Source organism: Streptomyces sp. NPDC059201, assembly GCF_042754585.1.
Lineage (GTDB): Bacteria > Actinomycetota > Actinomycetes > Streptomycetales > Streptomycetaceae > Streptomyces.
The window spans coordinates 895022-921418 of the sequence record NZ_JBHZBB010000002.1; the positions used below are offsets into that span (position 1 = coordinate 895022).

General features: G+C 72.7%; 19 protein-coding genes. 14 read left to right on the forward strand and 5 right to left on the reverse strand.

The window, feature by feature from the left end; translation table 11 throughout:
• Nucleotides 1-48: 48 nt before the first annotated feature.
• The gene (locus ACFXMG_RS09860) at nucleotides 49-603 is read right to left on the reverse strand and encodes a methylated-DNA--[protein]-cysteine S-methyltransferase (RefSeq protein ID WP_383819344.1); all 555 of its coding nucleotides are present in this window, start codon (nucleotides 601-603) and stop codon (nucleotides 49-51) included.
• A 295-nt stretch (nucleotides 604-898) separates the two neighbouring features.
• Between ACFXMG_RS09860 and ACFXMG_RS09865 the strand changes: the two genes are divergently transcribed.
• From ACFXMG_RS09865 to ACFXMG_RS09885, 5 genes are all read left to right on the forward strand, one after another.
• The gene (locus ACFXMG_RS09865) at nucleotides 899-1795 is read left to right on the forward strand and encodes an MHYT domain-containing protein (RefSeq protein ID WP_383819342.1); all 897 of its coding nucleotides are present in this window, start codon (nucleotides 899-901) and stop codon (nucleotides 1793-1795) included.
• A gap of 71 nt (nucleotides 1796-1866) precedes the next feature.
• The gene (gene uvrB / locus ACFXMG_RS09870; RefSeq protein WP_383819341.1) at nucleotides 1867-4014 is read left to right on the forward strand and encodes an excinuclease ABC subunit UvrB; all 2148 of its coding nucleotides are present in this window, start codon (nucleotides 1867-1869) and stop codon (nucleotides 4012-4014) included.
• A 108-nt stretch (nucleotides 4015-4122) separates the two neighbouring features.
• On the forward strand, nucleotides 4123-4701 hold the full coding sequence (locus ACFXMG_RS09875; protein ID WP_383819339.1) for a TerD family protein: 579 nt from the start codon (nucleotides 4123-4125) through the stop codon (nucleotides 4699-4701).
• A 119-nt stretch (nucleotides 4702-4820) separates the two neighbouring features.
• Complete coding sequence (locus tag ACFXMG_RS09880) at nucleotides 4821-6740, forward strand: TerD family protein (protein WP_383819337.1); 1920 nt, start codon at nucleotides 4821-4823, stop codon at nucleotides 6738-6740.
• A gap of 243 nt (nucleotides 6741-6983) precedes the next feature.
• Nucleotides 6984-8012, forward strand: a complete 1029-nt coding sequence (locus tag ACFXMG_RS09885; protein WP_383819335.1) for a TerC family protein — start codon at nucleotides 6984-6986, stop codon at nucleotides 8010-8012.
• An 83-nt stretch (nucleotides 8013-8095) separates the two neighbouring features.
• Here the strand turns inward: ACFXMG_RS09885 and ACFXMG_RS09890 are convergent, their stop codons facing one another.
• The 3 genes from ACFXMG_RS09890 to ACFXMG_RS09900 all read right to left on the reverse strand — a co-directional run bounded on the left by ACFXMG_RS09890 (nucleotide 8096) and on the right by ACFXMG_RS09900 (nucleotide 10916).
• Complete coding sequence (locus ACFXMG_RS09890; protein ID WP_383830880.1) at nucleotides 8096-9382, reverse strand: MFS transporter; 1287 nt, start codon at nucleotides 9380-9382, stop codon at nucleotides 8096-8098.
• A 140-nt stretch (nucleotides 9383-9522) separates the two neighbouring features.
• A complete protein-coding gene (locus ACFXMG_RS09895) occupies nucleotides 9523-10179 on the reverse strand; it encodes an MBL fold metallo-hydrolase (RefSeq protein ID WP_383830877.1) in 657 nt (218 codons plus the stop codon).
• A gap of 47 nt (nucleotides 10180-10226) precedes the next feature.
• Nucleotides 10227-10916 carry a maleylpyruvate isomerase family mycothiol-dependent enzyme gene (locus ACFXMG_RS09900; RefSeq protein ID WP_383830875.1) on the reverse strand — a complete coding sequence of 230 codons (690 nt, stop codon included), beginning with the start codon at nucleotides 10914-10916 and terminating at the stop codon, nucleotides 10227-10229.
• Nucleotides 10917-11186: 270 nt separating this feature from the next.
• Here ACFXMG_RS09900 and uvrA point away from each other — a divergent pair, with 270 nt between their 5' ends.
• The gene (gene uvrA, locus ACFXMG_RS09905; protein ID WP_384119772.1) at nucleotides 11187-14228 is read left to right on the forward strand and encodes an excinuclease ABC subunit UvrA; all 3042 of its coding nucleotides are present in this window, start codon (nucleotides 11187-11189) and stop codon (nucleotides 14226-14228) included.
• Nucleotides 14229-14677: 449 nt separating this feature from the next.
• Complete coding sequence (locus ACFXMG_RS09910; RefSeq protein WP_383827348.1) at nucleotides 14678-15115, forward strand: Rieske (2Fe-2S) protein; 438 nt, start codon at nucleotides 14678-14680, stop codon at nucleotides 15113-15115.
• Between the two features lie 15 nt (nucleotides 15116-15130).
• Here the strand turns inward: ACFXMG_RS09910 and ACFXMG_RS09915 are convergent, their stop codons facing one another.
• Complete coding sequence (locus ACFXMG_RS09915) at nucleotides 15131-16060, reverse strand: hypothetical protein (RefSeq protein WP_383827351.1); 930 nt, start codon at nucleotides 16058-16060, stop codon at nucleotides 15131-15133.
• Nucleotides 16061-16294: 234 nt separating this feature from the next.
• Here ACFXMG_RS09915 and ACFXMG_RS09920 point away from each other — a divergent pair, with 234 nt between their 5' ends.
• The 7 genes from ACFXMG_RS09920 to ACFXMG_RS09950 all read left to right on the forward strand — a co-directional run bounded on the left by ACFXMG_RS09920 (nucleotide 16295) and on the right by ACFXMG_RS09950 (nucleotide 26300).
• Complete coding sequence (locus ACFXMG_RS09920; protein WP_383827353.1) at nucleotides 16295-16921, forward strand: papain-like cysteine protease family protein; 627 nt, start codon at nucleotides 16295-16297, stop codon at nucleotides 16919-16921.
• Between the two features lie 2 nt (nucleotides 16922-16923).
• Nucleotides 16924-17754, forward strand: a complete 831-nt coding sequence (locus ACFXMG_RS09925; protein ID WP_383827355.1) for a hypothetical protein — start codon at nucleotides 16924-16926, stop codon at nucleotides 17752-17754.
• Between the two features lie 304 nt (nucleotides 17755-18058).
• Nucleotides 18059-20041 carry an excinuclease ABC subunit UvrC gene (uvrC, locus tag ACFXMG_RS09930; protein WP_383827357.1) on the forward strand — a complete coding sequence of 661 codons (1983 nt, stop codon included), beginning with the start codon at nucleotides 18059-18061 and terminating at the stop codon, nucleotides 20039-20041.
• Nucleotides 20038-21009, forward strand: coding sequence for an RNase adapter RapZ (rapZ, locus tag ACFXMG_RS09935; protein ID WP_383827359.1), 972 nt, complete (start codon nucleotides 20038-20040; stop codon nucleotides 21007-21009). The genes uvrC and rapZ overlap by 4 nt, the downstream gene beginning before the upstream one ends.
• The gene (gene yvcK / locus ACFXMG_RS09940) at nucleotides 21006-22046 is read left to right on the forward strand and encodes a uridine diphosphate-N-acetylglucosamine-binding protein YvcK (RefSeq protein ID WP_383827361.1); all 1041 of its coding nucleotides are present in this window, start codon (nucleotides 21006-21008) and stop codon (nucleotides 22044-22046) included. The genes rapZ and yvcK overlap by 4 nt, the downstream gene beginning before the upstream one ends.
• Nucleotides 22037-23026 (forward strand): DNA-binding protein WhiA, encoded by a 990-nt coding sequence (whiA, locus tag ACFXMG_RS09945; RefSeq protein ID WP_031002759.1) that lies wholly within the window; start codon nucleotides 22037-22039, stop codon nucleotides 23024-23026. The genes yvcK and whiA overlap by 10 nt, the downstream gene beginning before the upstream one ends.
• Nucleotides 23027-23345: 319 nt before the next feature.
• Entirely contained in the window at nucleotides 23346-26300 is a 2955-nt protein-coding gene (locus ACFXMG_RS09950; RefSeq protein WP_383827363.1) for a M14 family zinc carboxypeptidase, read from the forward strand.
• Nucleotides 26301-26397: the final 97 nt, after the last annotated feature.

Genomic DNA, 26397 nt, shown 5'->3' on the forward strand with positions numbered 1-26397 from the left:
CGCCGTCACCCTGCCTCTCCGGCCGATCGCGGGGGCCGGTGCGGCCGCTCAGAACAGCGGTTCCGGCAGCACGCCCTCCAGCGCCAGCAGTCTCCGCTTCGTCTCCAGTCCGCCGCCGAACCCCCCGAGGCCGCCGTCGCTCTCCACCACGCGGTGGCACGGCACCACCACCGGCAGCGGATTGGCGCCCATCGCCGCCCCCACGGCCTGCGCCGCCCCCGGCTGGCCCACGCGCCGCGCCAGCTCCCCGTACCCGACCACCGCCCCGTACGGGACGCCGGTGGCCAGCTCCCGCAGCACCTGGCGGTTGAAGCCGGTCGTCAGCGACCAGTCCAGCGGCAGGTCGAACGCGCGCAGCGCGCCCGCGAAGTACCGCTCCAGCTGCCGCACCGGCTCGGCGAGCAGCCCCGTGGGGCATTCGACGAGCGTGGCGCCCAACTGCTCGGCGAGCCGCTCCGGCATGCGCTCCCCGCGTCCGCCGCCCGCGTGGAACTCGACCCGCACCAGCCCCCGCCCGGTGGCCGCGAGGAAGAGCGGGCCGATGTCGCTCCCCACGACCGCCCACTCGGCGGTCACACCCCGCGGTCCGTTCTCGATCTCCATGCCCTCACCGTACGACCCGGCGCCGACAGCCCCGCGCCCCGTCACGGGCCACCGCCGTCTTCCGGCCACGGCCCCGCCGACGTCCACCGGCCAAACCGGGCTTTCGGCGGCGATCCGGCGGCGCGACCCCCTCCGGAGGTCACGGACCGGTCTCGCTCCGGTCTCACGACCGGAAAATCCCCGGTCAGGTGCCCGCGACACCCCCGACGGGCCATAATCTCGCCCCGGTAGTACTACCCAGCGGTACCGACTGTTTTCGGACGTCCATGCGCAAGGGGTGGGAGGGCACACGCTCATGCAGGGCACGGTCGACGGATTCAGCTACGGGCTCGTCACGCCGGTGGCGGCCTTTCTCATGGCCTGCCTCGGCGGTGCCCTGGGGCTGAGATGCACGACCCGCTCACTGCGCCACCAGGACTCCTTCAAGGCCGGCTGGCTCGCCCTCGGCTCCACCTCCATAGGCACCGGCATCTGGACCATGCACTTCATCGCCATGATGGGGTTCTCGGTCCAGCAGGCGCCGATCGACTACGACCGGCCGATCACCTTCGCCAGCCTCGCCGTCGCCGTCGTCATGGTCGGCATCGGCATCTTCATCGTCGGCTACCGGGGCGCCACCGCGCTGACCCTCGTCACCGGCGGCACCATCACCGGCCTCGGCGTCGCCACCATGCACTACCTCGGCATGGCCGGGATGCGCCTGCCGGGCCGGATCGAGTACGACACCCTCACCGTCGCCCTCTCCGTGGTCATCGCCGTCGTCGCCGCCACCACCGCCCTCTGGGCGGCGGTCTCGGTCCACGGCTTCCTCGCCAGCCTCGGGGCCAGCCTCGTCATGGGCATCGCCGTCAGCGGCATGCACTACACCGCCATGGCGGCCGTCAGCGTCCACCTGCACGCCGCCCCGGCCGCGGGCACCGGAGCCGACGCCGGATCCCTGCTGCTGCCCATGCTGATCGGCCCCGCCGTCTTCCTGATCCTGGCCGCCGTCGTCGTCATGTTCGACCCGCTGCTCGTCATGGGCGAGCCCGACTGGCAGCGGACCCCGGCCCGCTCCCCGTACCGCCCCGGCGTCCCCGCCCCCCGCCACGTCCCCAGCTACGGCGAGCCCGCGAACTGGACCGCCCGCCCCGCCGGACGCGGCTCCCGCCGCTCCGCACCGCGCGGCGGACACCGCTCCCAGGACTGGTGACACCCCCCGCCGCGCCCCGGTGGCGCGGCGATCACCCCCCGACTGTCGGTGGCGGGTCGTACGGTGGTCCCATGCGGCCCGTTTCCAAGATCGAACGTTCGGTGGCGCCCTTCGAGGTCGTCTCCTCCTACCAGCCGAGCGGCGACCAGCCGACGGCCATCGCCGAGCTGGACCGGCGCATCCGCGCCGGCGAGAAGGACGTCGTCCTGCTCGGCGCCACCGGCACCGGCAAGTCGGCCACCACGGCCTGGATGATCGAGAAGCTCCAGCGCCCCACCCTGGTGATGGCGCCGAACAAGACCCTGGCCGCCCAGCTGGCGAACGAGTTCCGCGAGCTCCTGCCGAACAACGCCGTCGAGTACTTCGTCTCGTACTACGACTACTACCAGCCCGAGGCGTACGTCCCGCAGTCCGACACCTACATCGAGAAGGACTCCTCGATCAACGAGGAGGTCGAGCGGCTGCGCCACTCCGCGACCAACTCCCTGCTCACCCGCAGGGACGTGGTCGTGGTCGCCTCCGTCTCCTGCATCTACGGCCTCGGCACCCCGCAGGAGTACGTGGACCGCATGGTCCAGCTCAAGGTCGGCGACGAGATCGACCGCGACCAGCTGCTCCGCCGCTTCGTCGACATCCAGTACACGCGCAACGACCTCGCCTTCACCCGCGGCACCTTCCGCGTCCGCGGCGACACCATCGAGATCTTCCCCGTGTACGAGGAGCTCGCCGTCCGCATCGAGATGTTCGGCGACGAGATCGAGGCGCTCTCCACCCTCCACCCGCTCACCGGCGAGATCATCAGCGACGATCGGCAGCTGTACGTCTTCCCCGCCAGCCACTACGTCGCGGGACCCGAGCGCATGGAGCGGGCCGTCAACGACATCGAGCGCGAGCTCGACGGGCGCCTCAAGGAGCTGGAGAAGCAGAGCAAGATGCTGGAGGCCCAGCGGCTCCGCATGCGCACCACCTACGACATCGAGATGATGCGCCAGATCGGCTCCTGCTCCGGCATCGAGAACTACTCGATGCACTTCGACGGCCGCGAGCCCGGCTCCCCGCCCAACACCCTCCTCGACTACTTCCCCGAGGACTTCCTCCTCGTCATCGACGAGTCGCACGTCACCGTGCCCCAGATCGGCGCCATGTACGAGGGCGACGCCTCCCGCAAGCGGACCCTCGTCGACCACGGCTTCCGGCTCCCCTCCGCCCTCGACAACCGCCCGCTGAAGTGGGAGGAGTTCCAGCAGCGGATCGGCCAGACCGTCTACCTCTCCGCCACCCCCGGCACCTACGAGCTGTCCCGGGGCGACGGCTTCGTCGAGCAGATCATCCGCCCCACCGGCCTCGTCGACCCCGAGGTCGTCGTCAAGCCCACCGAGGGCCAGATCGACGACCTGGTCCACGAGATCCGGCTGCGCACCGAGCGGGACGAGCGCGTCCTCGTCACCACCCTCACCAAGAAGATGGCCGAGGACCTCACCGACTACTTCCTGGAGCTCGGCATCCAGGTCCGCTACCTGCACAGCGACGTCGACACCCTGCGCCGCATCGAGCTGCTGCGCGAGCTGCGCTCCGGCGAGTACGACGTCCTCGTCGGCATCAACCTGCTCCGCGAGGGCCTCGACCTGCCCGAGGTCTCCCTCGTCGCCATCCTCGACGCCGACAAGCAGGGCTTCCTGCGCTCCGGGACCTCCCTCATCCAGACCATCGGCCGCGCCGCCCGCAACGTCTCCGGCCAGGTCCACATGTACGCCGACACCGTCACCCCGGCGATGGCCCAGGCCATCGACGAGACCAACCGGCGCCGCGAGAAGCAGGTGGCCTACAACAAGGAGCACGGGATCGACCCCCAGCCGCTCCGCAAGAAGATCAACGACATCGTCGCCACCATCGCGCGCGAGGAGGTCGACACCGAGCAGCTCCTCGGCACCGGCTACCGCCAGGGCAAGGACGGCAAGGGCGCCAAGTCCCCGGTGCCCTCGCTCGCCGCGCACACCCCCAAGGCGGGCAAGGCCGGCAAGGCGGGCGCCAAGGGCGGCTCGACGCTGGAGCTCGGCGACCGGCCCGCCGCCGAACTGGCCTCGGTCATCGAGGAGATGACCGAGCGCATGCGCGCAGCCGCCGCCGAGCTCCAGTTCGAGGTGGCCGCCCGGCTGCGCGACGAGGTCTCCGAACTGAAGAAGGAACTGCGTCAGATGAAGGAGGCGGGACTGGCGTGAGAAGAGGCGGCCCGGTGTGTTGCAAGACCGACACAAAACCGGGCCGCGTCCGGCATGTTGTCAGTGCCCCTGCGTAGGGTGCTGCCACAACGACGAGAGGGGCAGCGCGTGACGGTCAACATGACCAAGGGGCAGGCCATCAGCCTGGAGAAGCAGGGCGGGGGCAGCCTCAACCAGGTGCGGATGGGGCTCGGCTGGCAGGCCGCGCCGCGCCGGGGGCTCTTCGGCTCGCGCACCCGCGAGATCGACCTGGACGCCTCCGCGGTCCTCTTCGCCGAGAAGCAGCCCGTGGACGTGGTCTTCTTCCGTCACCTGGTCAGCGACGACGGCTCCGTCCGCCACACCGGGGACAACCTGGTGGGCGGTGTGGGCCAGGGCGGCGACGACGAGGCCATCCTCGTCGACCTCCAGCGGGTGCCCGTCCACATCGACACGATCGTCTTCACGGTGAACTCCTTCACCGGGCAGACCTTCCAGGAGGTGCAGAACGCCTTCTGCCGGCTCGTCGACGAGTCGAACGGCCAGGAGCTCGCGCGCTACACCCTCGACGGCGGCGGCCAGTACACCGCGCAGATCATGGCGAAGGTGCACCGGGCCGGCTCCGGCTGGCAGATGACCGCCCTGGGCAACCCGGCCAACGGCCGCACCTTCCAGGACCTGATGCCGGCGATCCTGCCGCACCTGTAGGCGGACCGCGGGGCCGGCTCCACGGCCCCGCCGCCGCACCGCAGCTCCCGTCGGGCACCGGCCCGCCGGGAGCTGTCCCGCATGACCGACCCGTAACGCCGAGGGGAAACAGAGTCGAGATGACGGCCGAGCTGGTCCGGGGGCAGAACCACCCCTTGCCCGACACCCGACTCGAACTCCGGGTGTCCGCCGGACACCCGGTCGTCGCCGGGGCCACCCTCGGCGACGAGCGGGGCCGGGTCGCCGGCGCCGAGTGGATCGCCCACCCCGGCGCGCCCGTACGTCCCGGGGTCGAGGTCCCCGCCGAGGCGGCGGCCGAGCACCGCATCGCCGTGGACCTCGCGGCCCTCCCGGACACCGTGCACCGGATCTCCCTGCTCCTCGCCCTGCCGCAGGGCGCCGGCGGCCCGGCCCGCTTCGGCACCGCCGCCGCCCCCTTCGTGACCGTCGCCGACCCGGCGGGCACCGCGGTCGCCACATACACCATCCACGGCCTCGACCGGGAGTCCGCCGTCGTCGCCCTGGAGCTCTACCGCCGCCAGGGCACCTGGAAGGTCCGTGCCGTCGGACAGGGGTACGAGGGCGGGCTCGCCGACCTCCTCGCCGACCAGGGCGCTCCGGCCGCCGCCGACCTCGCCGCCGTCGTCCTGGACGCGGCCGCCCCCGCCGCGGCCCCCGCCCCCGTCGCCGACCCGGCTCCGCCGCCGCTGGTCCCCGAGACCGCTCCGGCCGACCCCACCACCACCAGCACCATCAGCTACTCCCACCCCAGCCGCCGCCCGCGCCCCGCGGCCGCCGAGCCCGCGCCCGGCCCGGCCGCCGGCCCCGGAGCCGTACCGCCGCCTCTGCCCGGCCAGGCTGGGCAGCAGGGGCCGCCCGGGCCCCCGGAGGAGTCCCGGCCCGCGCCCGTCGCCGGGGACGCCACCGGGTGGACGATGGACGAGCGGCTCTACAACCAGGTGTGGGGCATGTTCGAGGACATGGCCCGGACGGTCGCCGCCTACCGCAGCGCCCGCGACTTCGCCGACCACCGCCTCGACCGCGCCATCGACCAGGTGCTCGCCGACCCGGCCAACCGCGTCGGCGGCGCCGGTGACGCCGCCAGGGCCGCCGCCCGGGCCACGCACGACGAGCTGCTGGGCCGGGCCCAGGAGGTCCTCGACCGGGACCTCGCGCAGCTCACCGCCGAGTCCGAGGTCGTGGAACCGGCCCTGCCCGCCGCCTACGCCCGCTGGGACAACCCCGTCTGGCACGCCTACCGGCCCCCGGAGGAGCCCCCGATGGCGGTCCGCCTCGGCGACCTCCACCTCCCCGAGCGGAGCGGGCTCAGGATCCCCTTCCTCGTCCGCCTCCCGCTGGAGCGCGGGCTGTGGGTGGACTCGGGCCCCGGCCGCACCTCCGCCGCCGGTCTGCTCGACGAGGCCGAGCTGCGCCGGCTCGCCCTGGACAGCGCCGTCGCGCACACCGCCCGGCTGCTCGCCACCCACCCCGCCGGCTCCCTCACCGTCCATGTGATCGACCCGGCGGGCGGCGGGGCCGCCGCCTTCGCGCCGCTCGTCGAGACCGGGGTCCTGGCCGCCCCGCCCGCCCAGGGCGCGGCCGGGGTCGCCGCCGTCCTCGCCCAGCTCACCGAGCGGGTCGACCTGCTCCAGATGGCGGTGCGCGGGGACGCCTCCGAGGATCTGCCGCCCGGCTTCGACCCGGCCCGCCAGCTGCTCGTCGTCCACGACTTCCCGCACGGCTTCGACGACCGGGCCGTCACCCGGCTCCGCTACCTCGCCGACGAGGGCCCCTCCGTCGGCGTCCACCTGCTGATGGTCGCGGACCGGGTGGACGCCGCCGGGTACGGGCCGGTGCTCGACCCGCTGTGGCGCTCGCTGCTCCGGCTCACGCCGGTGCCCGACGACCACCTGGCCGACCCCTGGGTCGGCCACGCCTGGACGTACGAGCCGCCGACCGTCCCGCCGGGCAGTGCGGTGCTGTGGCAGATACTCGGACAGGTGGGGGAGGCCCGCCGCCGCGGCCTCGACCAGATCTGACCTGGGCTTTTGAGCCCTCTTTACCCTTCTCTTTACCTTCTCTTGGGTCTTCGGGTACTCTCTTCTGAGCGGAGGGGAGTACTCCCCATGCGCGGCGTACCCGTCAATACGGACGGATCAAGGACATCCAGTCCCGGGGCGTCGGCCCGGCGGCCGTGTGAGCGGCCCCGGGTGGAAGAGACCTCCGGCAGCGACGACGCTGATCAGTAGCCGTACGAAGCCGGAGGCGCAGTGGACGTTTCGATGACCATCTGGGTGCTGACCATTCTTGGTCTGTGTGCCCTGATCGCGGTCGACTTCTTCATCGGGCGCAAGCCCCATGACGTGTCGATCAAGGAAGCCGGAATCTGGACGGTCGTCTGGATCACCCTCGCCGTCATCTTCGGTGTCGGCGTCACGATCTGGGGCGGCGGCCAGGCAGGCGGTGAGTTCTTCGCGGGCTTCATCACGGAGAAGTCGCTCAGCGTCGACAACCTCTTCGTCTTCATCCTGATCATGGCGAAGTTCTCCGTGCCGACCCACCTCCAGCAGCGGGTGCTGCTGGTCGGTGTGCTCATCGCGCTCGTCCTGCGGGCGATCTTCATCGCGGCCGGCGCCGCGATCATCGCGAGCTTCTCGTGGGTCTTCTACCTCTTCGGTGCCTTCCTCATCTACACCGCCTGGAAGCTCGTCAAGGAGGCCATGGCGGACGAGGAGGAGGACGACTGGGACGAGAACCGTCTCCTGAAGTCCATCGAGAAGAAGTTCGGCGTCGCCGACCGCTACCACGGCACCAAGCTCTTCATCGTGGAGCACGGCAAGAAGATCATGACGCCGCTCCTGGTCGTCATGCTCGCCATCGGCATGACCGACGTGCTGTTCGCGATGGACTCGATCCCCGCGATCTTCGGCCTGACCCAGGACCCGTACATCGTCTTCACGGCGAACGCCTTCGCCCTGATGGGTCTGCGCCAGCTGTACTTCCTCATCGGCGGCCTGCTCAAGAAGCTGGTCCACCTCAGCTACGGCCTGTCGGTGATCCTCGGCTTCATCGGTGTGAAGCTGGTGCTGCACGCCCTGCACGAGTCCGGCGTCCACGTACCGGAGATCTCCATCCCGGTCTCCCTCGCCGTCATCGGCGGCGTGCTGGTCATCACGACCATCACCAGCCTGATCGCCTCCAAGAAGCAGTCCGAGAAGGCCGCCCTGGAGGCCGCCGAGAAGGACGCGGAGAACGCGGAGAACGCGGCGGAGACGAAGGACGACGCGGGGAAGACCGGCGTCGAGGCGTGACCCGCCTCCTCCACGCATGACGGCGACGGCCGGCCCAGGGCATCCCGCCCCGGGCCGGCCGTCGCCGTTCCCGCCACCGCCCGCTAGGCGGGCGCGGCCTCGACCGCCTCCTCGGGGACCCGCTCCGGCAGCGTCTCCGGCAGCAGCGCGAAGCAGCCCAGGCTCACCAGCGCCACCACCGTCAGATAGGCCGCCACGCCCCACGGCGGGCCCGAACCGCCCTGGGACAGCGTGGTCGCCACGATCGGCGTCAGCGCCCCGCCGAGCACCCCCGCCAGGTTGTAGCCCACCGCCGCACCCGTGCAGCGGACCCGGGGCTCGTACAGCTCCGGGAGGTACGCGGCGATCACCGCGAACATGGTGATGAAGGCCATCAGGGCCCCCAGGAAGCCCAGGAACATCAGCAGCGGCCGGCCGGTGTGCAGCAGCGCCACCATCGGGAACATCCACACCGCGGCCCCCGCGCACCCCGCCAGGCAGAGCGGCCGACGGCCCCAGCGGTCGCTCAGCAGGGCCACGAAGGGCGTCGCGGCGCCCTTCACCGCCACCGCCGCCATCACGCAGACCAGCATCACCGTGCTGCTCACCCCGAGCCGCTCGGTGCCGTAGGCCAGCGCCCAGGTGGAGACCGTGTAGAAGATCGCGTACCCCACCGCGAGGGCGCCGGCGGTCAGCAGGACCAGCCGCCAGTGGTCGCGGACGACCTCGGCGAGGGGCGCGCCCGACCGCCGGCCGGACGCGGACAGCTCCTCGAACTGCGGGGTCTCGGCGAGCGAGGAGCGCAGCAGCAGCCCGACCGCGGCGAGCAGGCCCGCCGCCCAGAAGGGCACCCGCCAGCCCCAGGAGCGGAAGTCGGCGTCGCTCAGCCCGGCGGTGAGCGCCAGCATCACGCCGTTCGCCAGGAGGAAGCCGACCGCGGGCCCGATCTGCGGGAAGCTCGCCCACAGCGCCCGGCGGTGCGGCGGGGCGTGCTCGGCGGTCAGCAGGACGGCCCCGCCCCACTCGCCGCCGAGACCGAGCCCCTGGAGGAAGCGCAGCAGGAGCAGCAGCAGGGGTGCGGCGACGCCGATGCTCTCGTACGTGGGGACGCAGCCGACGGCGACGGTGGCGCAGCCGGTGAGCAGCAGGGAGGCGAAGAGCACCGGCCGGCGCCCGTGCCGGTCCCCGATGTGCCCGAAGAGCACCGAGCCCATGGGGCGGGAGAGGAAGCCGATGGCGAAGGTGCCGAAGGCGGCGAGGGTCCCGGCGAGCGGGGAGAAGGTCGGGAAGAAGAGCGGTCCGAGGACGAGGGCGGCGGCCGTCCCGTAGACGAAGAAGTCGAAGAACTCGATGGCCGTGCCGACGAGCGAGGCGGCGGCGAGCCGGGGCATCGAGGGCGCCGGGCGGGCCGCCGGTGGCGACGGAGGGTGACTGGGGTGCATGTGGCGCCAACTACCCGGCCGCCGTCCGGGTTACGGGGGCGTACGGGAGCGCCCCCGGCGTCACCGGGGGCGCTTCGGCACCGGGCGGATCACCAGCCGCGCTCGCGCCACTCCGGGAGGCCGGGGCGCTCGTTACCGAGCGTGGTGTCCTTGCCGTGGCCGGGGTAGACCCAGGTCTCGTCCGGCAGGACGGCGAAGAGCTTGGTCTCCACGTCGTGGAGGAGGCTGGCGAACGCCTCCGGGTCCTGCCGGGTGTTGCCGACGCCGCCGGGGAAGAGGCAGTCGCCGGTGAAGAGGTGCGGGTGGCCGTGCGGGTCGTCGTAGACCAGCGCGATCGAGCCGGGGGTGTGGCCGACGAGCCGGCGGGCGGTGAGCTCGACCTCGCCCACCCGGATCGTGTCGCCGTCCTCCACCGGGACGTCGGTGGCGACCGGGATGCCCTCCACGTCGTACGCGCCCGCGTACGTGGTGGCGCCGGTGGCGGCGACCACCTCGGCCAGGGCCTGCCAGTGGTCGCCGTGCCGGTGGGTGGTGACGACGGAGGCGATGCCGTCGTCACCGATCAGCGTGAGCAGCGTCTGCGGCTCGCTGGCCGCGTCGATGAGCAGCTGCCGGCCGGTGGCCCGGCAGCGCAGCAGGTACGCGTTGTTGTCCATCGGGCCGACCGCGACCTTGGAGATCATCAGGTCCTTCAGCTCGTGGACGTCGGCCGGACCGCCCACCCTCACCGCTCCGCTGTACGTCATGGCCTCAGCCTAGCCCCGCCCACCGACAGCGGTCCCGGGAAGGCCGCCTAGAGCGCCGGGAGCTGGGGGAGCGGGCCGCCCTCGGTCTTGAGCGCGGCGCCGTCGCGGCGGCCGGCGAGCCAGCCGAGGAGGTCGGGCGCGGGTCCGGAGACGGTCACGGAGGCGCCCTCCGCTCCGCCGCCGGTCGTCCACGTCCGGTCGTCGTCGGCGCGAAGCGCGGTGGAGGGGACGTCGGGGTGGCCGGCGAACCGCTCGGCGAGGAAGTCGATCTCGCGCTCGACGAACTCCTCGGGGAGGTCCTCCAGCTCGTAGCCGCAGCCGAGGTCCACGTGGTGCAGGTCCACCTCCACCCAGCGGCGGAACGGGACGCGGGAGGCGCTGTCGGTGACGCCGTTGCGGAGCTCGACGGTGCGGCTCCAGTCGCCCGGGGCCGCCGTCAGCGCCCGGAAGCGCTCGGCCGTCTCGCGGACGTCGGCGAGCTGGACGTCGAGGGGGCGGGAGGCGTCGCGCTCGATGTCGGCGTCGCGCGCCTCGGCGCTCGCGTACATGGGGCGGCCCTCGAAGACGTTCACCAGAGCCTCGGCGTTCCGGGCCAGGTGGGCGAGGACGTGGCCACGGGTCCAGCCGGGAAGCCGTGACGGCTCGGCGACGGAGGCGTTGTCCCAGGAGGCGGCGTCGGTCAGCAGCCGCTCGGTCGCTTCGTGCAGGGAGGCGAGGTCGCGCTCGTGATCGATCATGGAGCCGACCCTAGCGCCGACCACTCGATCGGGTGAAGCAGGCGGGCGAACCCCGGAAATCGAATGTACGTGCTATAGGCTCGGTGGTGGCAACCGACGACCGAGGAAGCATCCGGCATCCTTGGTTGTTGAGTGCTTCGGGTGTCCAGGCACATCTGTTCAGACAGCACATCTGTTCAGGCAGCACAGCTGTCCAGGCACACCTGTCAGGGCACACCTGTCAGGCACATCCGCTCTCCATCCGCTCTCTCAAGAAAGGTGCGGACCGGCGTGGCCGACCGTCTCATCGTCCGTGGCGCGCGCGAGCACAACCTCAAGAACGTCTCGCTCGACCTCCCCCGTGACTCCCTCATCGTCTTCACCGGGCTCTCGGGATCGGGCAAGTCCTCCCTCGCGTTCGACACGATCTTCGCCGAGGGGCAGCGCCGGTACGTCGAGTCGCTCTCCTCGTACGCACGGCAGTTCCTCGGCCAGATGGACAAGCCGGACGTGGACTTCATCGAGGGTCTCTCGCCCGCCGTCTCCATCGACCAGAAGTCGACCTCGCGCAACCCGCGCTCCACGGTCGGCACCATCACGGAGGTCTACGACTACCTCCGCCTCCTCTTCGCCCGCATCGGCAAGCCGCACTGTCCCGAGTGCCGTCGGCCGATCTCCCGCCAGTCGCCGCAGGCCATCGTCGACAAGGTCCTGGAGCTCCCCGAGGGCAGCCGCTTCCAGGTGCTCTCCCCGCTCGTGCGCGAGCGCAAGGGCGAGTTCGTCGACCTCTTCGCCGACCTCCAGACCAAGGGCTACAGCCGCGCCCGGGTCGACGGGACGACGATCCAGCTCAGCGAGCCGCCGACGCTGAAGAAGCAGGAGAAGCACACGATCGAGGTGGTCATCGACCGCCTCACCGTGAAGGACAGCGCCAAGCGCCGCCTCACCGACTCCGTCGAGACCGCCCTCGGGCTCTCCGGCGGCATGGTCGTGCTCGACTTCGTCGACCTCCCCGAGGACGACCCCGAGCGCGAGAGGATGTACTCGGAGCACCTCTACTGCCCCTACGACGACCTCTCCTTCGAGGAGCTGGAGCCCCGCTCCTTCTCCTTCAACTCGCCCTTCGGAGCCTGCCCCGACTGCACCGGCATCGGCACCCGCATGGAGGTCGACCCCGAGCTGGTCGTGCCCGACGAGGAGAAGTCCCTCGACGAGGGCGCGATCCACCCGTGGTCCCACGGCCACACCAAGGAGTACTTCGGCCGGATGATCGACGGGCTCTCCCAGGCCCTCGGCTTCCGCACCGACATCCCCTACGCGGGCCTCCCGCAGCGGGCCAAGAAGGCCCTCATGCACGGCCACAAGACCCAGATCGAGGTCCGCTACCGGAACAGGTACGGGCGCGAGCGCGCGTGGACCAGCCCCGCCTTCGAAGGCGCGGTCTCCTTCGTGAAGCGGCGGCACAGCGAGGCCGAGAGCGACTCCAGCCGGGAGCGCTTCGAGGGCTACATGCGCGAGGTGCCCTGCCCCACGTGCCACGGCACCCGCCTCAAGCCGATCGTGCTCGCGGTCACCGTGATGGACCGGTCCATCGCCGAGGTCTCCGCGATGTCCATCAGCGACTGCGCCGAGTTCCTCTCCCGCCTGAAGCTCAACGCCCGCGACAAGCAGATCGCCGAGCGGGTCCTCAAGGAGGTCAACGAGCGGCTGCGCTTCCTCGTCGACGTCGGCCTCGACTACCTCTCGCTCAACCGCGCGGCCGGCACCCTCTCCGGCGGCGAGGCCCAGCGCATCCGGCTCGCCACCCAGATCGGCTCCGGCCTCGTCGGCGTGCTCTACGTGCTCGACGAGCCGTCCATCGGCCTCCACCAGCGCGACAACCACCGCCTGATCGAGACCCTCGTCCGCCTCCGCGACATGGGCAACACGCTCATCGTCGTCGAGCACGACGAGGACACCATCAAGGTCGCCGACTGGGTCGTCGACATCGGCCCCGGCGCCGGCGAGCACGGCGGCAAGGTCGTCCACTCCGGCACCTTGAAGGAGCTCCTCGCCAACGAGGAGTCCATGACCGGGCAGTACCTGTCCGGCCGCCGGGCCATCGCCACCCCGGACATCCGCCGCCCCCTCGACCCGGGACGGCTGCTCACCGTCCACGGCGCCCGCGAGAACAACCTGCGGGACATCGACGTCTCCTTCCCGCTGGGCGTCCTCACCGCCGTCACCGGCGTCTCCGGCTCCGGCAAGTCGACGCTGGTCAACGACATCCTCTACACCCACCTGGCGCGCGAGCTGAACGGCGCCAAGACGGTGCCCGGGCGGCACACGCGCGTGGACGGCGACGACCTCGTCGACAAGGTCGTGCACGTCGACCAGTCGCCGATCGGCCGCACCCCGCGCTCCAACCCGGCGACGTACACGGGCGTCTTCGACCACGTCCGCAAGCTCTTCGCGGAGACGATGGAGGCCAAGGTCCGGGGCTACCTGCCCGGCCGCTTCTCCTTCAACGTCAAGGGCGGCCGCTGCGAGAACTGCTCCGGCGACGGCACGATCAAGATCGAGATGAACTTCCTCCCGGACGTGTACGTGCCGTGCGAGGTCTGCCACGGGGCCCGGTACAACCGGGAGACCCTGGAGGTCCACTACAAGGGCAAGTCCATCGCCGAGGTCCTGGACATGCCGATCGAGGAGGCCCTCGGCTTCTTCGAGGCGGTCCCCACGATCGCCCGCCACCTGCGGACGCTCAACGAGGTCGGACTCGGGTACGTGCGGCTCGGGCAGTCGGCGCCGACGCTCTCCGGCGGCGAGGCGCAGCGCGTCAAGCTCGCCTCCGAGCTCCAGAAGCGGTCGACCGGCCGCACGGTCTACGTGCTGGACGAGCCGACCACCGGCCTCCACTTCGAGGACATCTCGAAGCTGATCAAGGTGCTGTCCGGTCTGGTCGACAAGGGCAACTCGGTGATCGTCATCGAGCACAACCTCGATGTCATCAAGACCGCCGACTGGATCATCGACATGGGCCCGGAGGGCGGCAGCGGCGGCGGCATCGTCGTCGCCGAGGGCACCCCCGAGGAGGTCGCCTCGGAGCCCGCCAGCCACACCGGCAAGTTCCTCCGCGAGATCCTCGGCGCGGACCGGATCAGCGACGCGGGCGTGCCCGCGCCGCGCCGGGCGGCGAAGAAGGCCGCCCCGGCGGCCAGGAAGACGGCCGCCGCGAAGAAGACGGCCAAGGTCGCGGAGGCGGCGCCCGCGAAGGCCGCGAAGGCCGTCAAGACGGCCAAGACCGCGAAGACCGCCAAGAAGGCGACGACGGCCCGCGCCCGCAAGGCGTGACGCCCGCCCGGCCCGCCTCTGGTCCCGTTCCCACGGGACCAGAGGCGGGCCGGCGCGTGTCGGCCGGGCACGGCCGTGCCCCCGGCGGGCCAGGAGGCCGTACGGCTCCGAGGACGGTGGTCAGGGTGAGGCGTACGGCTCCGGGGGCGGTGGTCAGCGCCAGGCGTACGGCTCCAGGGGCGGTGGTCAGCGCCAGGCGTACGGCTCCGGGGGCGGTGGTCGGCGGAGCCAGGCGTACGGCCCTGAGGGCGGTGGTCGGAAGAGCGGGTGTACGGCTCCGAGGGCGTCGTCCGGGGAGCCCCGTACGGCCCTGAGGGCTGGGGTGCGGGGCCGGTGGTGGCGGGTTCGTGGGTGGCCCTGGGGCCTATCCGGGTCCCGGGTCGAAACCGGCTGAAAGGGCGCGGGTATCGTCGGGGGGACCACCCTTCGCCGTCCCATGTGGAGCGCTCATGTCCGGCCAGTCCACCCGCCGCACCGTCCTGAAGGGTGCCGCTCTCGCCGGTGCCGCCGGGCTGGGAGTCGCCGCCTGCTCCACCGAGTCCAAGGTCGGCCACGCCGGGGTCCCGACGCCGACCGCGCCGGTCGCCCTCGGCTCGCCGGACGAGGTCCCGGTCGGCGGCGCCAAGCTCTACCGCGAGCAGAAGGTCCTGGTGAGCTGCCCGGCCAAGGGCGAGTACAAGGCGTTCAGCGCCCAGTGCACCCACGCCGGCTGCGTCCTCGACAAGATCGAGGACAACGAGGGCAACTGCCCCTGCCACGGCAGCCGCTTCGACGTCACCACCGGCAAGGCCCTCAAGGGCCCCGCCACCGTCCCGCTGCCCGCCGTCGAGGTCCGCGTCGAGGACGGCAAGCTGATCGCCGGACCGAAGGCCGCGCCCTCCGCCTGACGCGGGACCGGACCGTCACTCCCAGTCCCAGTCGATCCCCAGGATCCCGGGGCGTACCCCCTGCTCCACCAGGTGCACCGCGCGGTGGCGGCCGCTGAGGGTCAGGTCGGTGCGGCCGCCGCGCGGTGCGCCCGCCGACGCCTGGGCGAAGCGGCGGCACCGTACCGGCAGCGCCGCCTCGTCGAAGGCGACCTGGAGGACGTACTGGCCGCCCGCGAAGGTGAAGCCGCGCAGGTACTCGCCGCACGGCCCGGCGGTGCCGTCCTCGAAGCCGTACGAGAACAGGTGGGTGTCGCCGGCCCGCAGCCGCGCGTCGAAGAGCAGCTCGGCGACCACCACCCCCGTCCGCGCGTGCCACCGCACCCGCCCCGTACGGCAGTTCTCGACCGCCCGCACGCGCACGCGCGCGGGGTCGCAGCCCGGGTCGCCGTGGTGGATGGCGAGGTAGCGGTCGACGCCGTCCCGGTGCGCGCGCACCACGTGCTGGGACTCGCGCCCCACCAGCTCCCGGCCCGGCCCGATCCGTACCCGCTCGTGATGGCCCACCGTGTGCAGCCCGCCGTCCACCGGTGACTCCAACTCGCCGAACAGCTCCTCCACCGCGCCCGACGCCTCGACCAGCGAGCGGTACGAGCGGGCCGCCGGCCGCTCCACCCCCTCCCGGGCCACCGCGTCCTCCGTCAGCAGCCGCAGCAGCGAGTTCCCCGGCAGCTGGAGCACCTCCTCCAGCGCCCGGACGGCCTTCAGCGACTCCGGCCGCTGCGGCCTGCGGGCGCCCTGCTGCCAGTAGCTCAGCGAGGTCACCCCCAGCTTCACGCCCCGGTGGGCGAGATGGTGCTGGACCCGCTGGAGCGGCAGCCCGCGCACGGCCAGCGCGGTGCGCAGCGCCAGGTGGAAGGGGCCGGTGTGCAGCAACTGCACCAGATCGGCCTCGGTGTGGCTCACACGGGCTCCTCGGTGAACGTTCACGCCCGGGGCGGGGACCGCCGGGGCCCGGACGGCGGGCGGGCTGGTGGGCAGCGGGCGCGCGTTCACACCCGCGCCACACCGTTCACAGCCCGATGTCACCCCGCATTGAAGCGTGTTGACCCGCTCCCGACAACGACCGATGCTCCAAGCGGTGTCCGGACGCCACCTCCACCCCCACTCATCCCCACCCCCCGCACTGGGAGGAACCCCATGCGCAGACGACTGAAGAACAGGAAGAGCGGCCTCGTGGCCTTCGCCGCCGCCGCACTCCTCCTCGTCCCCACCGCGGCCTCGGCGTCCGCCGCGCCGACGCCCGCACCCGTCACCGACCCGGCCTCGGCGCCCGCCGCCGCCCTCGCCTCCAAGCGCCTGAACATCACCATGCAGGCCCAGCAGAAGACCAACTGGTGCTGGGCGGCCGGCGGCAACACCATCGCCACCTGGTACGGCCGCGGCTACAGCCAGAACCAGTTCTGCAACGCCGCCTTCCAGCGGCAGCAGGGCTACGACTGCCCGAACTGGCAGGCCACCCTCGGCAACGTCCAGACCGGCCTCTCCTGGGCGGGCATCAGCCCCGGCTCGTACGTCGACGGCTGGCTGCGCTACTCCACCGTCCAGACCGAGATCAACGCCGACCGCCCGATCGAGACCCGCATCCAGTGGTCGAGCGGCGGCGGCCACATGCACGTGCTGTACGGCTACGACGACGCGAACAGCTGGGTCTACTGGGGCGACCCCTGGCCGAGCAGCAACCGCTACAACTGGGCCTCCCACGCGTGGTACGTCGACAACGGATCCTTCTCCTGGACCCACTCGCTCTACCGGATCGGGGCGTGACCATGACCACCACGAGACTCGTGACCGGAGCCGCCGCCGCGCTCCTCGCCCTCGGCGCCGCGGCCCCGGCCGCCGCGTCCGCCGGCCAGCCGCTGCCGAGCGCGCCGACCGCCGAGCAGGCGGCCGCCGCGCCGGAGACCCTGGCCACCCTCGGCCGCTTCTTCGCCCGCGACGGGGCGCTCGCCCGGACCGCCGCGGAGCCCCGGATATCCGGCGCGTCCGTGCCGGTGCGGATCCTCTCCGCGGACTTCGTCGCGGGGAAGGCGGGCGCGCCCGTGGCCCGCGAGGAGTACCGGGCCAGCCTCGCCGTCGCCGCCGACGGGCAGCGGGCGTCGCTGTGGACGGTGAAGCGCTCCGGCGGCTGGCAGGTGGTGAACATAGCCACCGGCGACGACGAGCTCCGGTACGCGCGCGAAGGGGCCGGGAAACTCCCCGGCGGCCTCGTCTTCCGCGAACCGCAGATCGACGCCTGGTACGTCCAGAAGGGGGCGAAGGTGCTGCCCCTGGACGAGGACGCGGTGAAGGCCGTCGGCAGGAACGGAACCACCCTCGCCGCCTACCGCGACCGCGTCACGCGCGCGTACGCCGACAAACTCCCCGGCTCCGGGTACGCCCGCAAGGGCGCGGCCGGCGGCTACGCCCCCGAGGCGGCGGCCCCCCGGGCCGCGGAGCAACCCGCGTCCCTGGCCGCCGCGGCCCCCCACCACCAGCCCGCCGCGGCCACCGCCGCCTCCACCGTCGCCGCCCTCGGCGCCGTGACGGCCCTCGCGCTGACCGGCGCGGCCGCCCTCCGCCGCCGCCGCACGGCCGCGCACCCCACCCGGCGGCCCTGACCCCCGGACCCCGACCCGGACCCGGACCGGTCGGAGAACCGCCCGGCACACCGCCGCCCCCGCCCGCCGCCAGGCCCACGAGGCCACGCGCCGGCACACGGACCGGGCCGCCCACGAGGCGGCCCGGACCGGCGGGCACCCACCCGGACCGGCCTCGCGACACCCCTCACACGCACCCCACACCCACCCCCGCATCCCCCCTCACCCCACCCCCTCACCCCACCCCCTCACCCACCCCGTCTCCCGCCCCAGGACGGCCGCTTCGCGCGCTCTCGGTGTCGGTCCGCGCCAGTAGGGTGGGCGCATGGCCGACCCCACCAGCTACCGCCCCGCGCCGGGGCAGATCCCCGACTCGCCGGGCGTCTACAAGTTCCGGGACGAGCACCGGCGGGTGATCTACGTCGGGAAGGCGAAGTCGCTCAAGCAGCGGCTGGCGAACTACTTCCAGCCGCTCGCGAGCCTGCACCCGCGGACCGCCACCATGGTCACCACGGCCTCCTCCGTCGAGTGGACGGTCGTCTCGACGGAGGTCGAGGCGCTCCAGCTGGAGTACTCCTGGATCAAGGAGTACGACCCCCGGTTCAACGTGAAGTACCGGGACGACAAGAGCTACCCGTACCTCGCGGTGACGATGAACGAGGAGTTCCCGCGCGTCCAGGTCCTGCGCGGCCACAAGAAGAAGGGCGTGCGCTACTTCGGGCCGTACGCGCACGCGTGGGCGATCCGCGAGACCGTCGACCTGATGCTGCGGGTCTTCCCGGTGCGGACCTGCTCCGCGGGGGTGTTCCGGAACGCCGCCTCCGCCGGCCGGCCCTGTCTGCTCGGCTACATCGGGAAGTGCTCGGCGCCCTGCGTCGGCCGGGTCACCCCGGAGGAGCACCGCGAACTGGCCGAGGAGTTCAGCGACTTCATGACCGGCCGTACCGGCACGTACATCCGCCGGCTGGAGAAGCAGATGATGCTCGCGGCCGAGGACATGGAGTACGAGAAGGCCGCCCGGCTCCGCGACGACATAGAGGCCCTGCGCCGGGCCATGGAGAAGAGCGCCGTCGTCCTCGCCGACGCCACCGACGCCGACCTCATCGCCCTCGCCGAGGACGAGCTGGAGGCCGCCGTCCAGATCTTCCACGTGCGCGGCGGGCGCGTCCGAGGACAGCGCGGCTGGGTCACCGACAAGGTCGAGGCCGTCGACACCGCCGGACTCGTCGAGCACGCCCTCCAGCAGCTGTACGGCGAGGAGAGCGGCGACGCCGTCCCCAAGGAGGTCCTGGTCCCGGCCCTGCCCGACGACACCGGGGCCGTCACCGAGTGGCTCAGCGGCCGCCGCGGCTCGAACGTCTCCCTGCGCATCCCGCAGCGCGGCGACAAGAAGGACCTGATGGCGACCGTCGCGCGCAACGCCCAGCAGGCCCTGGTCCTGCACAAGACCAAGCGCGCCAGCGACCTCACCACCCGCTCCCGGGCCCTGGAGGAGATCGCCGAGGCCCTGGACCTGGAGTCGGCGCCGCTGCGCATCGAGTGCTTCGACATCTCCCACCTCCAGGGCGAGGACGTCGTCGCCTCCATGGTCGTCTTCGAGGACGGGCTGCCCCGCAAGAGCGAGTACCGCCGCTTCCAGATCAAGACCTTCGAGGGCCAGGACGACGTCCGCTCCATGCACGAGGTGATCGGCCGCCGCTTCCGGCGCTACCTCGCCGAGAAGGAGAAGACGGGGGAGTGGGGCGAGGACGGCGAGGTCGCCGTGGACGAGGCGGGCGACGACGGGCGGCCCAAGCGCTTCGCCTACCCGCCGCAGCTCGTCGTCGTCGACGGCGGACAGCCGCAGGTCGCCGCCGCCCGCCGCGCCCTGGACGAGCTCGGCATCGACGACGTCGCCGTCTGCGGGCTCGCCAAGCGCCTGGAGGAGGTCTGGCTGCCCGGCGAGGACGACCCGGTCGTGCTGCCCCGCTCCAGCGAGGGCCTGTACCTCCTCCAGCGGGTCCGTGACACGGCTCACGATTTCGCCATCCGCTACCAGCGCTCCAAGCGGACCAAACGGCTCCGGAGCAGCCCCCTCGACGCGGTCCCCGGCCTCGGCGACACGCGCAAACAGGCCCTGATCAAGCATTTCGGCTCGGTGAAGCGGCTGAAGCAGGCGACAATCGAGCAGATCTGTGAGGTCCCCGGCTTCGGCCGGAAGACCGCGGAGGCGGTCGCCGTGGCCCTGGCCCAGGCGGCCCCCGCCGCACCCGCCGTGAACACGGCCACAGGAGAGATCATGGAAGACGACGGGGGCACCACCGCATGACCGAGCACGACGGGCACCGACAGCACGACGGGCACCACCGAGAAGACGGAGCAGGACACGTGAGTACGGGCACGAAGGAGACCGCGGGCGACAACGGCGCCGAGGCGGCCATCCCCGAGCTGGTGATCATCTCCGGCATGTCCGGAGCCGGCCGTTCCACCGCGGCGAAGTGTCTGGAGGACCTGGGCTGGTTCGTCGTCGACAACCTGCCGCCCGCGCTGATCCCCACCATGGTGGAGCTCGGCGCCCGCTCCCAGGGCAACGTGGCCCGGATCGCGGTCGTCGTCGACGTCCGCGGCCGGCAGTTCTTCGACGCCCTGCGGGAGTCCCTCGCCGACCTCGACGCCAAGCAGGTCACCCGCCGGATCGTCTTCCTGGAGTCCTCCGACGAGGCCCTGGTCCGCCGCTTCGAGTCGGTCCGCCGCCCCCACCCCCTCCAGGGCGACGGCCGCATCGTCGACGGCATCGCCGCCGAGCGCGACCTGCTGCGCGAGCTGCGCGGCGACGCCGACCTGGTCATCGACACCTCCAGCCTCAACGTCCACGAACTGCGTGCCAAGATGGACGCCCAGTTCGCCGGCGACGAGGAGCCCGAGCTGCGGGCCACCGTCATGTCCTTCGGCTTCAAGTACGGCCTGCCGGTCGACGCCGACCTCGTCGTCGACATGCGCTTCCTGCCCAACCCGCACTGGGTCCCCGAGCTGCGCCCGTACACCGGCCTCAACGAGGAGGTGGCGAACTACGTCTACAACCAGCCCGGCGCCAAGGAGTTCCTGGACCGCTACACCGAGCTGCTCCAGCTGATCGCCGCCGGCTACCGCCGCGAGGGCAAGCGGTACGTGACCATCGCCGTCGGCTGCACCGGCGGCAAGCACCGCTCCGTGGCCACCGCCGAGAAGCTCGCCGCCCGCATCGCCGCCGAGGGCGTCGAGACCGTGGTCGTGCACCGCGACATGGGGCGCGAGTGAAGCCATACCGCCGGCGCTCCTCCTCCACCCTCACGGTGAAGCGGACGCTCCGCAGGCGCGGCGCCCAGCCGAAGGTCGTCGCCCTCGGCGGAGGCATGGGCCTCTCCGCCTCCCTCGCCGCGCTGCGGCGGATCACCGGCGACCTGACGGCCGTCGTCACCGTCGCCGACGACGGGGGTTCCAGCGGCCGGCTCCGGGAGGAGCTGGGCGTGCTGCCCCCCGGAGACCTCCGCAAGGCGCTCGCCGCGCTCTGCGGGGACGACGACTGGGGCCAGACCTGGGCCCGGGTCATCCAGCACCGTTTCCAGTCCAAGGGCGACATGGCCGGCCACGCCGTCGGCAACCTGCTGATCGTCGCCCTCTGGGAGCAGCTGGGCGGCGACCCCGTGCAGGCGCTCGACCTGGTCGGCCGGCTGCTCGGCGCCCAGGGCCGGGTGCTGCCCATGTCCGCCGTGCCGCTGGAGCTCCAGGCCCTGGTCAGGGGCCACGATCCGGCGCGCCCGGAGGACGTGGACACCGTACGGGGCCAGGCCACCGTGGCGCTCACCCCGGGCGAGGTGCAGTCCGTGCACCTGGTGCCGCACGACCCGCCGGCCGTGCCGGAGGCCGTCGCCGCGGTCCTCGACGCGGACTGGGTCGTGCTCGGTCCGGGGTCCTGGTTCTCCTCGGTGATCCCGCACCTGCTCGTGCCGGAACTGCTCGACGCGCTGGTCGAGACGAAGGCCCGCAAGGTGCTCTCGCTGAACCTCGCGCCCCAGCCCGGAGAAACAGAGGGCTTCTCCCCGCAGCGTCATTTGGAGGTTTTGGGACGACACGCCCCTAAACTCGCCCTGGACGTGGTGCTGGCCGACGAGGCCGCCGTGCCCGACGTGTCAGCAAGGGAACCCCTCGTCGACGCCGCGAAGCGGCTCGGCGCCGCGCTCGAGCTGGCGCCGGTGGCCCGTGCCGACGGCTCTCCGAAGCACGACCCGGAGCAGTTGGCCGCCGCGTACGACCGTATTTTTCGGATGCATGGAAGGATCGGCCCATGGCGATGACGGCAGCGGTGAAGGACGAGATCTCCCGGCTTCCCGTCACCCGGACCTGCTGCAGGAAGTCGGAGGTCTCGTCGATCCTGCGGTTCGCGGGCGGTCTGCACCTGGTGAGCGGCCGCATCGTGATCGAGGCGGAGCTGGACACGGCGATGGCGGCCCGGCGGCTGAAGCGGGACATCCTGGAGATCTTCGGGCACAGCTCGGAACTGATCGTGATGGCACCCGGCGGGCTGCGGCGCGGCTCACGCTTCGTGGTGCGCGTGGTGGCGGGCGGCGACCAGCTGGCCCGCCAGACGGGACTGGTCGACGGCCGGGGCCGCCCCATCAGGGGCCTCCCCCCGCAGGTGGTCTCCGGGGCCACCTGTGACGCCGAGGCGGCCTGGCGGGGTGCCTTCCTCGCCCACGGCTCGCTGACCGAGCCCGGCCGCTCCTCCTCGCTGGAGGTGACCTGCCCCGGACCGGAGGCCGCGCTCGCCCTGGTCGGCGCGGCGCGCCGGCTCTCCATCGCAGCCAAGGCCCGCGAGGTCCGCGGCGTGGACCGGGTCGTGGTCCGGGACGGCGACGCCATCGGCGCCCTGCTGACCCGGCTCGGCGCGCACGAGTCGGTGCTGGCCTGGGAGGAGCGGCGGATGCGCCGCGAGGTCCGCGCCACCGCCAACCGGCTGGCCAACTTCGACGACGCCAACCTGCGCCGCTCGGCCCGCGCGGCCGTCGCCGCCGGGGCCCGGGTGCAGCGCGCCCTGGAGATCCTGGCGGACGAGGTGCCCGAGCACCTCGCGGCGGCCGGCCGGCTGCGCATGGAGCACAAGCAGGCGTCCCTGGAGGAGCTGGGCGCGCTCGCCGACCCGCCGCTCACCAAGGACGCGGTGGCCGGCCGGATCCGCCGGCTGCTCGCGATGGCCGACAAGCGGGCGCAGGACCTGGGCATCCCCGGCACCGAGTCGAACCTGACGGAGGAGCTGGACGAGAGCCTGGTCGGCTGAGCCCGGAGCCTGCTTCGAGCGGCCCCGGCCCGGTCGGCGCCTGCTCCGCCGAGCGGCCCTGGCCCGCCCGGCACCTGCTCCGCCGAGCGGCCCCGCCCCAGGCTGCGCCTGCTTCGAGCGGCCCCCGCCCCCTTCCGGGGCGGGGGCCGTTCCCGTACCGGGGGAAGCGTGAAATCCGGTGCGGTGAAATGTTTCTGACGGCCCGTCGCCATCCGTGTGGCACGGGCGCCCCCGCCGCGAGGCGCCCTTGACAGTCCCATGGGCGCCCATGAGCCTGGCATCCGTTCTTCTCCGTGACGGATCACACCAAGGGGGGCTCATGAGACGAAGGACGCGGGCGCTCGTCGCCGCGGCTTCACTGCTGATCGCCGGTCTCGCGGCGGCACCATCCGCCGGGGCGCGACCGGCGGACCCCGAGGGCGGCGACGCCCTCTCCGTATGGCGGGCCACGGTCACCCAGGAGCAGGTGCCGCTCCTCCTCGAAGCCGGGGCCGACGGCCACGAGCTGACCGAGCGGGTGCCCGAGCACGGCACCGCCACCGTCGAGGTCTACCTGACCGAGGCCCAGGCAGGGGCGCTGCGCGGCCGCGGCGTCACGCTCGCCGAGCACGACCCCGGCCCGGCCGCCGCGAAGCGCTCGGCCGCCGCGGGCGACGGCGTCTTCCGCCCGTACAGCGGCCCCGGCGGCCTCAGGGAGGAGATCCTCGCCACCGCCGCCGGCCACCCCGGCCTCACCAAGGTCGTCTCGATCGGCAAGACCCTCAAGGGCCAGGACATCCTCGCCGTCAAGGTCTCCAAGGACGCCCGGCGGACCAGGGACGGCGGCAAGCCGGCCACGCTGTACGTCTCCAACCAGCACGCCCGCGAGTGGATCACCCCGGAGATGACGAGGCGGCTGCTCCACCACTACCTCGACAACTACGGCACCGACGAGCGGATCACCCGGATCGTCGACTCCACCGAGCTGTGGTTCGTGCTCTCCGCCAACCCCGACGGCTACGACTTCACCCACGCCGACCCGGACAACCGCCAGTGGCGCAAGAACCTCCGCGACAACGACGGCGACGGCACGGTCGGCACCGGCGACGGCGTCGACCTCAACCGGAACTTCGCCTACAAGTGGGGCTACGACGACGAGGGTTCGTCCCCCGACCCGGCCGACGAGACCTTCCGCGGCAAGGGCCCCATGTCCGAGCCGGAGACCCGGGCCCTGGACGCCTTCCAGAAGCGCATCGGCTTCTCGTACGGCATCAACTACCACTCCGCCGCCCAGCTCATCCTGTACGGCGTCGGCTGGCAGGTCGCCACCGACACCCCCGACGACACCGCCCTCAAGGCGCTCGCCGGCACCCCGCAGAACCCCGCGGTCCCCGGCTACCGGCCGCAGGTCTCCTCCGAGCTGTACATCACCAACGGCGAGGCCGACGGACACGCCGCCAACGTCAACGGCATGCAGATGTTCACCCCGGAGATGTCCACCTGCGCCACCGCCTCCCGGGTCGACCCGGACGACGCCTGGGAGGCCGCCGACTGCGCCTCCGTCTTCACCTTCCCCGACGACGAGAAGCTGATCCAGGCCGAGTTCGCCAAGAACATCCCCTTCGCGCTCGCCGTCGCCGAGTCCGCCGCCCGCCCCGACGCCCCGGTCTCCCCGGTCGGCGCCGAGGCCCCGGCCCTCACCCCCGACGCCTTCACCACCTCCTACGCCGCCGCCGGCGAGGAGCAGCAGGTCGCGGTGACCGCCCGGAAGTCGCTGCGCGCCAAGACCCTCCACTACCGGATCGACGGCGGCCGCACCCACCGCGCCGGGGTGAAGGCGTGGGACGGCGGCGAGACCTACGGCGGCGAGGACAACCTGTACTACGACCAGTACCGGGGCGAGGTGCGGGGCGCCCGGCCCGGCGACTCCGTCGAGGTCTGGTTCACCGCCCGCGACCGCGACGGCAGGACCACCGCCACCACCCCCTTCACGTACAAGGTCGCCGAACGCGCCCGCGGGGACGTCCTCGTCCTCGCCGAGGAGGGCGGTACGAGCGCCGCCCGGCACGCGTCCGCCTATGTGACGGCGCTCGCCGCGACCGGCCGCAGGGCCGCCGTCTGGGACGTCGCGACCCAGGGCGTCCCGCACGCCCTCGGCGCCCTCTCCCACTTCCGTACCGTCGTCTGGTACACCGGCGCCGAGCGCCCCTCCGGCGCCGTCCAGCTCGCCGTCCGCTCCTACCTCAACGAGGGCGGCAAGCTGCTCAACGCCGGCGAGAAGACCGGTGGGCTCACCCGGATCGGCCGGGCCGAGTCCAACGACTTCGCCCAGTACTGGCTCGGCGCCTACCACCGGGCCGGACTGAACGGCCCGGCCTCCTTCGCCGGCGCCGGCCGCCTCGCGGGACCGCCCACCGGCCTCGCCGCCGCCGACGGCAACCCGCTCGACAACGCCGGCGCCTACACCGTCACCTCCGACACCCTCGACCCGGAGCGCTTCCCGCAGTTCGCCTCCAGCGCCCCGGCCGGCGACTACCCCGGCCTGCGCACCCCCTTCGAACCGGCCGAGGGCAGCACCTTCGCCGCCGTGAAGCACGCCGACGACACCTGGGCCCGGCTCACCCGGACCGTCGACCTCACCGGCACCGCCGCCGCCGACGCGCCCCGGCTCGACTTCCAGGTCAGCTACGACACCGAGCCCGGCTACGACAACCTCGTCGTCGAGGCCCGTACCGCGGGACAGGACGACTGGACCACCCTGCCCGACCGCAACGGCGGCACCTCCGCCGAACCGCCCGCCGACTGCGGCGAGGGCTACTACCTCAAGCTCCACCCCGCCCTCGGCCGGTACCTCACCCTCGGCGAGGACGGCTGCGCGCCCACCGGCACCACCGGCGCGTGGAACGCCTTCACCGGCCCCTCCAACGGCTGGCGCCAGGCGTCCGTCGACCTCTCCGCCTACGCGGGGAAGCGGGTCGAGCTCTCCCTCTCGTACGTCTCCGACCCGGGCACCGGCGAGACCGGCGCCTTCGTCGACGACGTCCGGCTGGTCACCGCCGCCGGCACCGAGCGCGAGGGCTTCGAGAGCTCGTTCGGCGCCTGGACCGTGCCCGGCGCCCCGGCCGGCAGTCCCGGCAACACCGCCGACTGGACCCGCTCACCGGCCCTGTTCCATTCCGTCGCCGCCGTCACCACCCGCGACACCGTCCTCCTCGGCTTCGGCCTGGAGCACGTCGGATCCGCCGCCGAACGGCAGCGGCTCCTCGACCGAGCCCTCACCGCGATCCGCCGCTGACGGAGAGTAGTGGGGCCGAAGGTCCCGAGACGGCCCGTACCCCTTGACAGGTACGGGCCGTCGCCCATTTTCCCGTCATTTTCCGGGCTCGAACGGC